The sequence below is a fragment of the Prevotella sp. C0026C3 genome (assembly GCF_056590795.1).
This window is the reverse complement of sequence record NZ_JBWPWW010000003.1, coordinates 25910-40681: the sequence shown is the minus strand read 5'-3', so window position 1 is coordinate 40681 and position 14772 is coordinate 25910. Positions and strand designations below refer to the sequence as shown.

Annotated in this window: 12 protein-coding genes; 9 read left to right on the top strand and 3 right to left on the bottom strand. The window is 44.5% G+C overall.

The genetic code is table 11. From position 1 onward, the window contains the following. Positions 1-123 precede the first annotated feature (123 nt). The gene (locus AC1EK4_RS02520) at positions 124-1872 is read left to right on the top strand and encodes a phospho-sugar mutase (RefSeq protein ID WP_036895913.1); all 1749 of its coding nucleotides are present in this window, start codon (positions 124-126) and stop codon (positions 1870-1872) included. A gap of 60 nt (positions 1873-1932) precedes the next feature. On the opposite strand, the gene AC1EK4_RS02515 is transcribed toward AC1EK4_RS02520, so the two are convergent. Then, positions 1933-3177: a clostripain-related cysteine peptidase gene (locus tag AC1EK4_RS02515; RefSeq protein ID WP_036895915.1), complete on the bottom strand. Its 1245-nt coding sequence runs from the start codon at positions 3175-3177 to the stop codon at positions 1933-1935. A gap of 69 nt (positions 3178-3246) precedes the next feature. Beyond that, on the bottom strand, positions 3247-5892 hold the full coding sequence (locus AC1EK4_RS02510) for a valine--tRNA ligase (RefSeq protein ID WP_480356897.1): 2646 nt from the start codon (positions 5890-5892) through the stop codon (positions 3247-3249). 102 nt (positions 5893-5994) lie between these two features. On the opposite strand from AC1EK4_RS02510, the gene mazG reads away from it, so the two are divergent. The 5 genes from mazG (at position 5995) to AC1EK4_RS02485 (ending at position 9655) form a co-directional block, all read left to right on the top strand. Further along, positions 5995-6870 carry a nucleoside triphosphate pyrophosphohydrolase gene (mazG, locus tag AC1EK4_RS02505; RefSeq protein WP_480356896.1) on the top strand — a complete coding sequence of 292 codons (876 nt, stop codon included), beginning with the start codon at positions 5995-5997 and terminating at the stop codon, positions 6868-6870. Between the two features lie 5 nt (positions 6871-6875). After that, positions 6876-7439 (top strand): lipocalin-like domain-containing protein, encoded by a 564-nt coding sequence (locus AC1EK4_RS02500; RefSeq protein ID WP_480356895.1) that lies wholly within the window; start codon positions 6876-6878, stop codon positions 7437-7439. A gap of 3 nt (positions 7440-7442) precedes the next feature. Continuing rightward, positions 7443-8357, top strand: coding sequence for a ribonuclease Z (locus AC1EK4_RS02495; protein ID WP_036895923.1), 915 nt, complete (start codon positions 7443-7445; stop codon positions 8355-8357). Positions 8358-8392: 35 nt separating this feature from the next. Further along, positions 8393-9112: a GYF domain-containing protein gene (locus AC1EK4_RS02490; protein WP_480356893.1), complete on the top strand. Its 720-nt coding sequence runs from the start codon at positions 8393-8395 to the stop codon at positions 9110-9112. A gap of 99 nt (positions 9113-9211) precedes the next feature. Then, a complete protein-coding gene (locus tag AC1EK4_RS02485; RefSeq protein ID WP_062432601.1) occupies positions 9212-9655 on the top strand; it encodes a hypothetical protein in 444 nt (147 codons plus the stop codon). A gap of 575 nt (positions 9656-10230) precedes the next feature. Here AC1EK4_RS02485 and AC1EK4_RS02480 read toward each other — a convergent pair. After that, positions 10231-11439 carry a transglycosylase SLT domain-containing protein gene (locus AC1EK4_RS02480; RefSeq protein ID WP_062432599.1) on the bottom strand — a complete coding sequence of 403 codons (1209 nt, stop codon included), beginning with the start codon at positions 11437-11439 and terminating at the stop codon, positions 10231-10233. 89 nt (positions 11440-11528) lie between these two features. Between AC1EK4_RS02480 and hisG the strand changes: the two genes are divergently transcribed. Genes hisG through hisC form a run of 3 tightly spaced genes read left to right on the top strand, consistent with a single transcriptional unit; the run spans position 11529 to position 14753 of the window. Beyond that, positions 11529-12380: an ATP phosphoribosyltransferase gene (hisG, locus tag AC1EK4_RS02475; RefSeq protein ID WP_480356892.1), complete on the top strand. Its 852-nt coding sequence runs from the start codon at positions 11529-11531 to the stop codon at positions 12378-12380. A 7-nt stretch (positions 12381-12387) separates the two neighbouring features. Then, positions 12388-13677 (top strand): histidinol dehydrogenase, encoded by a 1290-nt coding sequence (gene hisD / locus AC1EK4_RS02470; protein ID WP_480356891.1) that lies wholly within the window; start codon positions 12388-12390, stop codon positions 13675-13677. A gap of 35 nt (positions 13678-13712) precedes the next feature. Continuing rightward, positions 13713-14753 (top strand): histidinol-phosphate transaminase, encoded by a 1041-nt coding sequence (hisC, locus tag AC1EK4_RS02465; RefSeq protein ID WP_480356890.1) that lies wholly within the window; start codon positions 13713-13715, stop codon positions 14751-14753. Positions 14754-14772: the final 19 nt, after the last annotated feature.

Here is a 14772-nt window from a genome sequence, read left to right as displayed (position 1 = left end):
CTGCTGCAAAAGGGCTATAAACGCTGTCAAAGATACGAAAAATTAATGGATTTGTAGAGATACATTCAAATAATTTGATTATCTTTGCCTTATCATAGAACTGACACATTATTAATATATATTATGGCAAACAACGCAGAACTTATTGCACAATGCGAAGCCAAGGCTAAGCAATGGTTGTCTCCGGCTTTCGACGAAGACACTCGTAAAGACGTACAAGCAAAACTTGACGCCGAAGACAAAACAGAACTCATTGAGAGTTTCTATAAAGATTTAGAGTTTGGAACAGGAGGTTTACGTGGCATCATGGGCTCTGGCTCCAACAAAATGAATATCTACACCGTGGGAATGGCTACCCAAGGTTTTGCCAACTACCTCAAAATCAATTTCAAGGATAAGGAACAAATCTCTGTAGTAGTATGCCATGACTGCCGTAACAACTCTAGAAAGTTTGCCGAGACCGTTGCCGACATCTTCTCAGCTAACGGTATCAAGGCTTATCTATTCGATGATATGCGCCCTACACCGGAGTGTTCGTTCGCTATTCGCCACTTCGGTTGTCAGGCAGGTGTGAACATTACAGCCAGCCACAACCCCAAGGAATACAACGGATACAAGGCTTATTGGGAAGACGGTGCACAGGTATTGGCACCTCACGATAAGGGTATCATCGACGAAGTAAATAAGGTTACCGTAGACGACGTGAAGTTTACAGGCAACAAAGAACTTATCGAAATCATCGGCGAAGAGGTAGATAAGATATATTTGGAGCAGGTTCATACGCTCAGTATCGACCCAGAGGTTATCAAACGTCAGCACGATTTGAAGATTGTCTACACTCCATTGCACGGTACAGGTATGACGATGATTCCTCGCAGTTTGAAGTTGTGGGGCTTCGACGAGGTACATTGTGTAGAAGAACAGATGGTAAAGAGTGGTGACTTCCCAACAGTGGTTAGTCCAAACCCTGAGAATGGCGAGGCTTTGACATTGGCTATACGCGATGCAAAGAAACTGGATGCCGACATCGTAATGGCTAGTGACCCCGATGCAGACCGTGTTGGTATGGCTTGTAAGAACGATAAAGGCGAATGGGTATTAATCAATGGTAACCAGACTTGCTTGATTTTCTTGTACTACATCATCACCAATCGCAAGAACAAAGGCCTGTTGAAACCTACCGACTATATCGTAAAGACCATTGTAACCACAGAGGTTATCAAGAAGATTGCCGATAAGAACAACATTGAGATGCGCGATTGCTACACCGGCTTTAAGTGGATTGCACGCGAAATCAGAATCAGCGAAGGCAAAAAGCAGTATATCGGTGGTGGCGAAGAGAGTTACGGATTCATGGCCGAAGACTTTGTTCGCGACAAGGATGCTGTTTCTGCCATGTCATTATTAGCTGAGATATGCGCTTATGCCAAAGACCAAGGCAAGACACTGTACGACTTATTGATGGACATCTACTTGGAATACGGTTTCTCTAAAGAGTTTACCATCAACGTAGTACGCCCCGGTAAGAGCGGAGCTGACGAGATTAAGCAGATGATGAGCAACTTCCGTAACAATCCACCTAAGGATTTAGGCGGCAGTAAAGTTGTATGCTGGAAAGATTATCAGACTTTGGAGCAGACCGACGAGAACGGTAATGTAACCAAACTTGATATGCCTGATACCAGCAACGTGCTACAATGGTTCTGCAGCGACGGCACCAAGGTTTCGGTACGTCCATCGGGCACAGAGCCTAAGATTAAATTCTATTTGGAAGTAAAAGACCAGATGACAAAGAAATCTGATTACGTAGAACTTGACAAGAAGGGCGATGTGAAGATTGCAGCTATTAAGAGATCACTGAATTTGGATTAATATTCCAGCGTGAAAATAAAAAAGAGACGAGGAAACACCTCGTCTCTTTTACTTTTATATCTATTCGTGTGTAGCCTTCCACCAAGCAGTAAGCTTCTTACTCTCAATGGCATCATCGTTCAAACTAGGGTCACTAATCGTGATACCCGAACTCTTGGAGACGGCAAAAGGACCACCATTATTACTATTTAGATATGCACTATATATATAAGGTGTACAAACAGTATAAGGCACCAAACTCTTTAATAGCATTGCAAACTGCTCTTTCAATGTCTTATCTTGGCATAACAAGTTCACATAGCTCTCCATGTCGTAGAACACATGATTGTTGAAACCATCCAAAGTAATCAGTTTGACAAGGTCCGATGGGGCAAACGAATATTGTTTATTGATGGTCTTCATAAACAGAGCCATCTTCTCCACCTGACTACAATCTATCGCCGAGAGCGTACCATAGGGATATGGCGTACCACCATACGTGTAATCTAAATAGAATTTGTAGAATGTTTGGCAGATATTATTATAATCCGGCGTATTCAACAAGTATCGTAAGACAAGCGCATAAGGCATTCCTGCACTCATAATCTCGCTCGTCGATGCCACCATATAGTCGGTTGCATCTCGCATATCGTATGCCGTCTCTACGTTAGAGAGATAGCAATCATCAAAAGCAACATACTGCATTTTTCCTATTTCAGAGTTTTTAATAGCCGCAGCATAGTCAACTATGTTAATTTGAGTGGCTGCAACACTTCCTCCAAAAGCTCGGCTTCCAGCCGGATAACTCCCCTTTGGCAACCACCCCATACCATGACAACCCACAACAGTGGCATAAGTCTTCGATTGAGAAAGCGAGTAAGCATCATTCAAGATGCTCGTGACACCAGCCGACTCACCCAACGTAGGCAGTGGTTTCAACTTTGAAGAAGCATCAGCTTTGGTTCCGCCATAGGTAAAGAGCGTATCACAAGTCACTTGCCCTTTGTCATAAGAGATTTCAAACATGTGAGCTTTCTTGTAACTTTGGCTGATAAACACTATCAAACGGTTGTCTCCAAGTCCCCCCATCGTCTTGATTGCCGCCTTCATATCACTGATATTCTGCAAGAAATCAGTATAAAGAGAGTTATTTTTAACCGTTCCAGTCGTATTAGCCGACCATGGCATATAGACAAAAACTGTTTTTGAAGTTGCTTTTGGCTCTTTCTTCTGCTCATCATCTTCAGGGTCTTTTTCATGACAAGCAGCCACCATGAAAAGCAAACTAAAAGTTAGTGACAGATAGAATAGAAATTTCTTATGCATAAAAATAATTTTAAAAGAAAACACTCCTTCCGTAGTTTACAAACAAGAACTACGAAAGGAGTGTTATAATTAGGCTTGAGTCTTTTTCAAATCAGCAATGGTGAGCTTGAGCGCAGCTATCTTTTCCTCAGAGTCGCTTTGCTTTTTACGTTCCAATTCTACTACTTGAGCAGGAGCATGAGCCACGAATTTCTCGTTAGAAAGTTTCTTCTTGATACCTGCCAAGAACCCTTCTAAGTGCTTCAACTGTGCTTCTGCCTTTTCAATTTCAGCTTCCACATTTATCAACGAACCGATAGGAACAGCATATTCATCGGTTCCCACCATGAATTGAGCGGCATCCGAAGCCTTCTCATCTACCACTTCTACCTTCTCAAGGTTACCAATCTTCAAGACAACAGAGATGAAGTCGGCCTCGTTGAAAGCCTTCACTGCCTGCAAAACAAGCTGCTCACGCGGAGAAATATTCTTCTGATTACGAATCATTCTAACTCCACCGATAATCTGTTTTACGTTCTCAATAGATTGAGCCAACACATGATCAGACTCTGTAGGAGCCTCGATTTCGAGTTGTTGAGTCATGATTGACTCGCCATCTTTGCGCTCATAGATATGCTGCCACAGGTCTTCCGTGATGAAAGGCATGAATGGATGGAGCATCTTCAGCAAGCTTTCAAACACCTCAAGAGTTGCTTCATAGGTGGCTTTATCAATGGGTTTGCCGTATTCAGGCTTAATCATTTCAAGATACCAACTAGAGAATTCATCCCAGAAAAGGCGATAAACAGTCATCAATGCTTCGCTAATACGATATTGACGGAACTGCTCGTTCAACTCGGCATTGACTATCTTCAACTTCGATTTGAACCATTTCACTGCGATAGCACACTCCTCCGGCTGTGCAATATCAGCAACTTCCCATCCATTTACCAGTCGGAAAGCATTCCAAATCTTATTGTTAAAGTTGCGTCCTTGCTCACATAAGCTCTCATCAAAGAGTATATCATTGCCCGCAGGAGCCGACAACATCATACCCATACGCACTCCATCAGCACCATATTTCTCTATCAATGCGAGTGGATCGGGAGAGTTTCCGAGCGATTTGCTCATCTTTCTACCCAGCTTATCACGCACGATACCGGTGAAATAGACATGCTTAAACGGCATCTTGCCACGGTATTCGTAACCAGCCATAATCATTCTGGCCACCCAGAAGAATATAATATCCGGACCGGTAATAAGGTCGCTGGTGGGATAGTAATAGTTAATTTCTTCGTTATCGGGATTATTCACACCGTCGAAAACAGATATTGGCCACAACCAAGAAGAGAACCATGTATCCAAACAGTCGCTCTCTTGCTCCAAATCTGCAGCTGTCAAAGAGGCATCTTTGACCTGTGCTGCCGCCAAAGCTAGCTCTGCCGACTCTGCAACAACGAAGTCTCTCTTACCATCAGAAGTCGTGAAATAGTAAGCAGGAATGCGATGTCCCCACCAAAGTTGGCGACTGATACACCAGTCTTTGATATTTTCAAGCCAGTGACGGTATGTATTTTTATACTTCTTAGGATAGAATTCAATTTCATCATCCATTACCGGAGACAGTGCTAAATCAGCAAAATGCTGCATATTCAAGAACCATTGAGTAGACAACTTCGGCTCTATTGGCACATTGGTACGCTCGCTGAAGCCCACTTTATTATTGTAGTCTTCCACTTTCTCCATCAATCCAGCAGCCTCTAAGTCCTTTGCTATCTGCTTACGTACGTCCATTCGGTCTTGTCCTACGTACAATCCTGCAGCTTCAGAGATGGTTCCATTGTCGTTAAAGATGTCAATTGTCTCCAAATGATGCTTGAGTCCAAGCGCGTGGTCATTGATGTCATGAGCCGGAGTAACCTTCAAACAGCCCGTTCCAAACTCTATATCTACATACTCATCTTCGATAATTGGAATCTCTCTGTTAACCAACGGTACGATGACATGCTTACCTTTGAGCCATGTATTCTTTGGATCATTGGGATTAATACACATTGCCGAGTCTCCCATAATAGTCTCCGGACGAGTCGTAGCAACCACAGCATACTTGCCGGGTTCCTCTACTACCATGTATTTAAGGTAATAAAGCTTCGAATGTTCTTCCTTATATACTACCTCTTCATCGCTCAATGCCGTCTGAGCTTGGGGATCCCAATTGACCATTCGAGCCCCACGATAGATGAGACCTTTATTATATAAGTCGCAGAAAACCTTGATAACACCCTTTGAACGAGTCTCGTCCATGGTGAAAGCAGTACGCTCCCAATCGCAACTAGCGCCTAGTTTACGAAGTTGTTTGAGGATAATTCCACCGTGTTCGTTAGTCCAATCCCACGCATGTTCCAAGAATTTCTCACGCGAAAGGTCGGTCTTCTTGATACCTTGCTCAGCCAAACGAGCCACTACTTTAGCCTCAGTAGCGATGGAAGCATGGTCTGTTCCGGGAACCCAACAAGCATTCTTACCCTCCATTCTAGCCCTTCTCACGAGAATATCCTGAATCGTATTGTTCAGCATATGTCCCATATGAAGCACACCGGTCACGTTAGGTGGGGGAATAACCACCGTATATGGTTCGCGCCCATCGGGTTTAGAACTAAAGAGTTTGTTATCCAACCAGTACTGATACCATTTAGACTCCACTTCCTGTGGGGTATATTTGCTTGCTAATTCCATCTGTTTTATAGCGTAATGTTGATTTCTATCTTGTTTAATAAACGTTGCAAAATTACGAATTTATAATTGAATTTCATTATCTTTGCAGAAATATTTAAGGACATGCATACACGCAAAGAGAAACTAGAAGCATTCGGTCGACTGCTTGATGTACAGGATAGATTAAGAAAGGAATGCCCTTGGGACCGCAAACAAACCAACGAGAGTCTCAGACCTAACACCATTGAAGAAGTCTACGAGCTCTGCGATGCGCTCGCAAAGGGTGATTTCAAGAATGTATGTAAGGAGTTGGGAGACGTCATGGAGCACGTACTTTTTTACTCTATTTTGGGAGCTGAAGATAGTCATTTCGATGTTTCCGATGTATGTAATCAGGAAGCCGACAAGCTGATGTTCCGTCATCCGTTTATAGATTGGACCGGTTGGCAGGTATCAAATCCCGATATGACCATCAACGAAGCAGGCCAAGTGGTGAGTAAAGAAGACACCAACGTCACATCAGATCGCCCCGAAACCGCCGCACAAGTGGAGGGAACATGGGAACAAATCAAGCAAAAAGAGAAAGATGGAAACCGCACTGTGCTCTCAGGAGTGCCGGGAGCACTGCCCGCTCTCATTAAGTCTTACCGCATACAAGACAAAGCTCGCAATGTAGGATTTGATTGGGAGAAACGTGAAGACGTATGGGATAAGGTGAAAGAAGAACTTGCCGAGCTAGAGACAGAACTTAACAAAGGAGATAAGGAAGCTGCCACCGACGAGCTGGGAGACTACATTTTCAGTCTCGTCAACGCTGCCCGACTCTACCATCTGAATCCGGAAACAGCTCTAGAACGCACCAATCAGAAATTTATAACCCGTTTTGAATATATTGAAAAACGCCTCAAAGAACAAGGGAAAACATTCGACGACTGCACTTTATCAGAGTTGGATGCACTTTGGAATGAGGCTAAGACACAACTAAAGAAAGGAGAATAACACGTATGACTAAGAAATTGATACTGGCCTTTGTAGCCATAAGCGCTGTCATTATCTCTGCTTGCCACCAGCAAAAAGGCAAAGTGGCAACACCGCAAATCACAGATAGCTTGACAATATCGACCGTACCAGACAGCACCATCTATGGTGTATGTGGCGAATCTACAGCCATGCACAATCTCGAAATCATCTCGGACAGTGGAGATACACTCACCTACGCGATGCTAGACGAAGGAACCGACTCCGCCATTGTGCGCGGTGGACTCCTTGCCGGAGACCGTATGGCCGTCATTGCGAAGAAATCTGTGGAGGGAAATGTGGCTTTGAAAGTCATCAATCTAACCACACTCCTAGGCAAATGGATCAGCCTCGACAAGAACTTCGAGATTCTTGAGGGTGGCATTGTCAACAGTAATGTCAAGGCCGAGAGCAACCCTTGGACCGAATGGAAGATTTGGAATGGCCGTTTGGTGCTCAATAAAGACACCTTCGATATTGACAATCTAGGTGCCGACAGCCTGTATTTGGGAAACAACGATGGCATCTTCACCTACAAGCGTAGCAAATAACAAATGGAACCTTTCCGCGTTTACATACTCGGTTGTGGCAGTGCACTGCCCACAATGAAGCACCAGCCCTCTTCACAAATAGTGGAAGTGAGGGGCAAATCTTTCATGATAGATTGCGGAGAGGGCACGCAAAACCAATTAAGAAAGCTGCATATTGGCTTCACAAAAATCAATGCCGTCTTCATATCCCATCTCCATGGCGACCATTGTTTTGGACTGATAGGCATGATTTCCACTTTCGGCATGCTGGGACGAACCGCTCCTTTGCACGTCTACGGGCCTGCCGAACTGGGCAAACTGCTAGATGTAGAGTTGCCAATGTTTTGCAGCGGATTGGAATATCAGGTGACATTCCATGCCGTAGACACCAAAGTCGCACAGATAATCTATGAAGATCGAGGCGTCAGCGTGGAGACTATACCACTGAATCATCGCATTGATTGCTGCGGTTTCTTATTCCGGGAGAAGCCCACTCTACCTCATATACGTCGCGATATGATAGATTTCTACCATATCCCCATCAGCCAAATCAACAACATCAAAGCCGGTAAAGACTGGACAAACGAGGATGGCGACCTCATCCCTAACACCCGCTTGGTAACACCAGCCGACCCTCCAAGGGCTTACGCCTATTGCAGTGATACCAAATATATGCCCGAATTACATCGCCGTGTAGCCGGAGTAGACTTGCTTTACCATGAGAGTACGTACGACGCTTCGCAAATAAAACGCGCCCGTCTTTACTACCATAGCACGGCCGAACAGGCTGCCACGGTAGCCAAGGATGGGCAGGTGAAGAAGTTGTTGCTAGGGCATTACAGTGCCAGATACAACGATGAATCGACTCTACTCAACGAAGCCAAAGCCATATTCCCCAATACCGAACTGACAACAGAGGGCATGATAATCAATGTTTAATGCTGGTGGAGACCTACCATAAAACGATACAACATATGACACAATATTTTATCATCGTCGACAACGAGCAAAAAGGACCTTACACACTTGTTCAACTGCAAGACCTGCACATCGGACAAGAGACATTGGTATGGTCGGCCGGACTAGACAAATGGACACCGGCATGGGAAGTAGAAGAGCTAAAACCACTCTTTAAATTATCTTCTGCCTCTACAGTTCCGCCACCCATCCCACCCCAAACAGAACAAACAACACAAGAAAAGACGACACAGGCGGAGACTGAAAAGCCAACAAAAGCCGTTACTATCGTCGAAGCAAAGAAGCAAAGTCGTTGGGGAAGCATCGTATTTGTGGCTATTGCCATCATCCTAGGTACCTTGGCCATCACCAATCCCAGCCGTGAAGACCATAACGAAGCTATTCAGAAAGCGGTAAAAGAAGTCATAGACGACCAGCAAACCAACAATGATGATGACATTTTCTCACAAGGCATGAGCATCATCAGTGGCTTCATAACGAAGCACGTCACTGCTGCCATCGTCGACCAAATGCTCGATGTAGACAACTACGGTCTCTTCTCTATCGGCAGCATTCGCCTAGACGGCAAATCGCACACCGTCTCATACGGCGTTTTAGGACACGTCTACACGTTCGACAAGAGCGATATTCAGAAAGCATTAAAGAAGAATGGAATCTCTTCCGAAGACTCCATCGGTGATAGTAATGATAACACCGAAGACCTGCAATCGCTCTGATAGATAAATAAAAAAGGCTTCAACATTTATCAATATAAGTTTGTGTGCTTTACAATTTTATCTTACTTTTGTAACGATTCATCTAAACTAATATAGAATATGACATCACCAACCGAACAAACTCATCTGCAATTAGAACGTTTTCTCAACAAGATTGCCCATAAATTGTCACCTTGCGAGACTCCCACAATGATGACCGACATCCACATCAAGGTCTCTCAAGACTCCGGCGAAATGTTGGCTCTAGACGATAGCGATGTTGAGATAACAAGATGCGTGGTTGAAGAATGGATAGACAACAAGGATGATAACTTCTATCAGTGTGTGACGAAAATCTTACGAGACTTCCTTCACAAGAACGCAGACATAGCCAATAATCTAGGTCTACTCAAACCTTACAGTTTCGTATTGGAAGACGATGAGAACGAAAATATAGCCGAACTTTATGTGGCCGACGACGATACTATTATTATAGGTGGCGACTTGATGAGTGGGCTAGACGACGATTTGGATAATTTCTTCAATGACCTTATCAACAAATAAGATCTCAATCCACCTATAGAGAAATATTAGTAATCAAGCAAATATAGCCTAAAGAGCTACCTATTCATAGCCGGAGACAGTTGAAATAAGCGTAAACTGTCTCCGGTTTTTGTATATATTATAAACTCGTCAATACACTATTAACGCACTGCAAAGCCACGACAACATCGCTGCCTCGCCTTTTCAGCAATGCAGTAACGCCCTTGCAGCATCCCTGCCGAACCCTTGCAGTAAATCGAGTAAAGAAAGTTAGAATGACAATACAAAAGAACTTATCCTCCAACTCAGCAACTTACAAACTTAAAAACTAAATAACTCATTTATCATCTCAAAAACTTACGAATTCAAAAACTTATAAACTCAAATCATTGCAATGTCCTTGCAGCGGTTGCTAAAAAATTCCGATTTAATACACATAAAGTCCGTTTTGAGCAAAAAAATAGTATGAAACATTTGCAAGTTAAAAAAATTAGGTTAACTTTGCAATCGTTATCCTGAAAACAATCTTTTTACCTTAAAGAGACTAATACCTATTGAAGATTTGGAGCGGTTGCCTGTGAAGGTTATCGCTTTTTTTATATCTGAAAGCGATTCCGCCTTTTTGCTTTCTTCGGAGTAGCTCCGATAGACATTCCCCCCATAGAAATACCACCGCCGGCAACACCCCGATACTGCGCCCATCGCATTCTAATGCGGTCGACATAGTCCACCGTTTCCAAGCCACGCATATACCCATACTTCACCACAGCATCAGAATAGTATGCCGGTGTACTAAGTTTCAACACAAATTCACGCACATCTCCCCAACTATAAGGATTGCGACCATATTTCCGTGCTAACGCCATGGCATCACGAATATGGAAAAAGCCACCATTATAAGCAGCCAATACAAATAGCGACTGTTCCATGGGATTACGCACATCATTAAAACGTTGGCGCAATTCAGCAATGTATTTACAAGCCGCTGCGATGTTGGCTTCGGGCTCAAAGATTTGAGATTGCGGCAAACCTAAGTGACTAGCAGTCCCCGGCATAATCTGCATGAGACCGCAAGCTCCGGCCCATGAACGCGCCTGAGGGTCGAAAGTAGATTCTTGATAGCACTGAGCGGCAAGCAAACGCCAATCCCATCGGCATATCGGTGCATAGCGTCTGAAATGCACATCGTAATGCGAAATGATGCCACCACTCCGATTGAGCATCGGACTATAGACGCGACGCACGACACTACGAGTAGATAGCGCGAAATCTTCTTCACGCTTAACCTCGGTCAGCAATTCCGGTCTGAACCAACGATTCAGCGTATCGGCCAACTCCCGACTATCTTCGCGTACAGCCCATTGGGTCTTTGCGGAATCTACACGAGCACCACAATAGACTATACCTCGATAGGTTTCGGGCAACTGAAAAGCGACCAAATCCCCATCACCACTTTTCAATCGAGAAACAAGTTCGGCTGTATCTTTGCACACTTCCACGCGCAACGACACACCAATATTCTCCGCAAACTTCTCACAAAGCAGATATTGGCTACCCATACCACGACCGTGATAGTCGTAGTAAGTTTCCGGCCCACTGAGCGTAAGCATTATCAGTTCGCCATTGTTCACCATATCGCTGAATGTAAGCGAAGATGATACAGTGGCTGTATCACCTCCTAGAACCGTTCCCCACGGTGTCAACTCCGGCTTTTTCGCTTCTTGACAAGACGCAAAGATTAAGCATAGCGTCACCAAGATGAATAAGGCGTATTTCAACTTGCTGTTTGTAAGTGTGTATACCATATTCTTAAAACGGCACAAAGTTAAGATTTAATTTGCACATATCCTTGGAAATAAGTAAATTTGCCTAATTAATTGAATTAGATTATTATATGTTACGAATTGCCGTACAATCCAAAGGTCGCCTCTTTGAAGACACTATGAATCTTCTTTCGGAGGCCGATATCAAGGTGAGCTCAAGCAAGCGCACCCTCCTCGTACAATCATTCAACTTCCCGTTGGAAGTACTTTATTTGCGCGACGACGATATTCCCCAAAGCGTAGCAAACGGTGTTGCCGACATAGGTGTAGTTGGTGAGAATGAATTTGTGGAACGAAACGAGAACGCCCAAATCATTTCTAGACTCGGATTCAGCAAGTGCCGCCTTTCTCTCGCTATCCCCAAGGAAATAAAATATACCGGTCCCGAATGGTTTAACGGTCGCAAGATAGCGACTTCTTACCCTCATATACTTGAGAATTTCTTGCATGAGAAGGGCATACAAGCCGATATCCACGTCATTACAGGTTCTGTGGAAATCAGTCCGGGCATCGGTTTGGCCGATGGAATCTTCGACATTGTAAGCTCAGGCAGTACGCTGGTGAGCAACAATCTACGCGAGGTAGAAGTCGTGATGAAGAGCGAAGCCCTGCTCATCGGCAATTGGAAGATGGACGAAGACAAGCATCGAATTCTCAATGAGATGCTGTTCCGTTTCGAAGCAGTGCGTTCGGCGCAAGACAAGAAATACGTCATGATGAACGCACCTAAAGACAAGGTGAAGGAGATTGTGGCTGTATTACCCGGCATCAAGAGCCCCACCATCATCCCATTGGCCGATGCCGAGTGGTGTTCTATCCACACTGTGCTCGAAGAAAAACGCTTTTGGGAGATTATCGGAAAGCTAAAGGAACTCGGAGCACAAGGCATTCTCGTAAGCCCAATCGAGAAAATGATTCTATAAGCAAGCAATGAAAATATATAAATATCCTACCTCTTCGGAATGGACGGAGATAACCGAGCGTCCGCACTTGGACGTCTCGAAGTTAAACGACATCGTTGCCGGAGTATTAAGCGACATCAAACTGCGTGGCGACCAAGCCGTCAAAGAGTATGAACTGAAGTTCGACCATGCTGCATTGGAGTCTTTGGCTGTCAGTGCGGAAGAGATGGAAGCAGCTAAAAATCTCATCAGTAAGGAATTGAAAGACGCTCTTGTCTTGGCTCATAACAACATTGCCAAGTTCCATCAAGCACAGACTTTCAAGCCTGAAAAGATTGAGACATGCCCCGGAGTCACTTGTTGGCAGAAGCCGGTAGCTATCGAAAAGGTTGGACTTTATATTCCCGGAGGTACCGCTCCCCTCTTTTCTACGGTATTAATGCTTGCCACTCCTGCTAAAATAGCGGGTTGTAAAGAGATTGTACTATGCACCCCACCCGATAAAGAGGGCAAGGTGAACCCTGCCATATTGATGGCTGCCTCCATCGCCGGAGTCAGTAAAATATTCAAGATTGGTGGTATCCAAGCTGTCGGAGCAATGGCTTATGGAACGGAAAGCGTTCCAAAAGTCTACAAGATATTTGGTCCCGGCAATCAATATGTGATGGCTGCAAAACAACAAGTAAGCCTCCACGACGTGGCAATTGATATGCCGGCCGGTCCTTCAGAGGTTTGCGTCATTGCCGATGATAAGAGTAATGCGGCCTTTGTTGCGGCCGATTTATTGTCACAAGCGGAGCATGGAGTAGATTCGCAAGTCATCCTTATATGTACAAGTGAACAGAAACTTAATGCCGTGATGCAGGAAATAGAACTTCAACTAGAGCGTCTGCCACGCAAAGAGGTAGCTGCAAAAACGTTGGAGAACTCAAAATTGGTACTTGTCCATGACACAGACGAGGCCATGAAACTAAGTAATGCTTACGCACCGGAGCACTTGATACTTTGCACGGAAGACTATACGACATTAGCAGAGAAGGTTGTCAATGCCGGCAGTGTGTTCATGGGGCAGTATGCTTGTGAAAGTGCCGGTGACTATGCAAGTGGTACTAACCACACATTACCGACTCACGGATATGCCCACGCCTACAATGGAGTGAACCTAGATAGCTACAATAGGAAGGTGACTTTCCAAGAATTGACACCAAAGGGCGTTTATTCGATAGGTAAAGCAGTGGTTAGCATGGCCGAGAACGAGCAGTTAGAAGCTCATGCCAACGCTATGCGTATTAGACTTCAGCAACTGGGTGAACAATAGATGAAGGTTTCGCGCACCCTCAAAAAGAGATATTCATGAAAGAATTAAAAGAACTCTGCAGAGAGAATATATGGAATTTGGCACCTTACTCTAGTGCCAGAAACGAGTATTCCGGGCATCGGGCACATGTGTTTCTAGATGCCAACGAGAATCCATATAATAAACCTTTCAATCGGTATCCGGATCCGTTGCAAACGGAACTCAAAGAGAAGATAAGCCGAGTAAAAAGTGTGCCGACCCAATGTATATTCCTTGGCAACGGTAGCGACGAAGCTATAGACCTTCCCTATCGTATATTTTGCCGTCCGGAAATAGACAATGTGGTCGCCATAGCACCCACCTACGGCATGTACGAGGTGTGTGCTGACATCAACGACGTTGAATACCGCCCGGTATTGTTGGACAACAACTTCCAAATCTCGGCCGAGAAGCTGTTGGAAGCAGCCGATGAAAACACCAAAATAATTTGGATTTGCAGCCCTAACAACCCTACGGGAAACAATATTGACAGGGCAGAAATCGTCAAAGTAATTACCCTATTCGATGGAATTGTGATTGTCGATGAAGCCTATAGCGACTTTTCCGGTGCAAAGACATTGCGCTCTGAACTGGCCAACTATCCCAATCTCATCGTTCTTAACACCATGAGTAAGGCGTGGGGATGTGCAGCTATCCGACTAGGTATGGCTTTTGCGAGCCAAGAAATCATTGACTTATTTAACAAGGTGAAGTATCCCTACAACGTTAATTTGCTGACACAGCAACAAGCTATGGAAGCTTTGAACGACGCTTTTGAGGTTGAAAAATGGGTTAAAACCCTCTTGGCAGAGAGACGAAGAATGTGTATGGCTTTTGAAGAGTTACCTATATGCAAGAAGGTATACCCTTCTGACGCCAACTTCTTCCTTGCAGAGATGGATGGGGCACAACAGATTTACGACTATCTAGTGGCCAAAGGAATCATTGTCAGAAACCGAACAAAGGTGGTATTATGTAACAACTGCCTGCGAATAACAATCGGTGCAAAGTCTGAAAACAACGAGTTGTTGGCTGCACTGCGCGTCTATGGGCTCTGACACAAGCCGAGTGTAACAT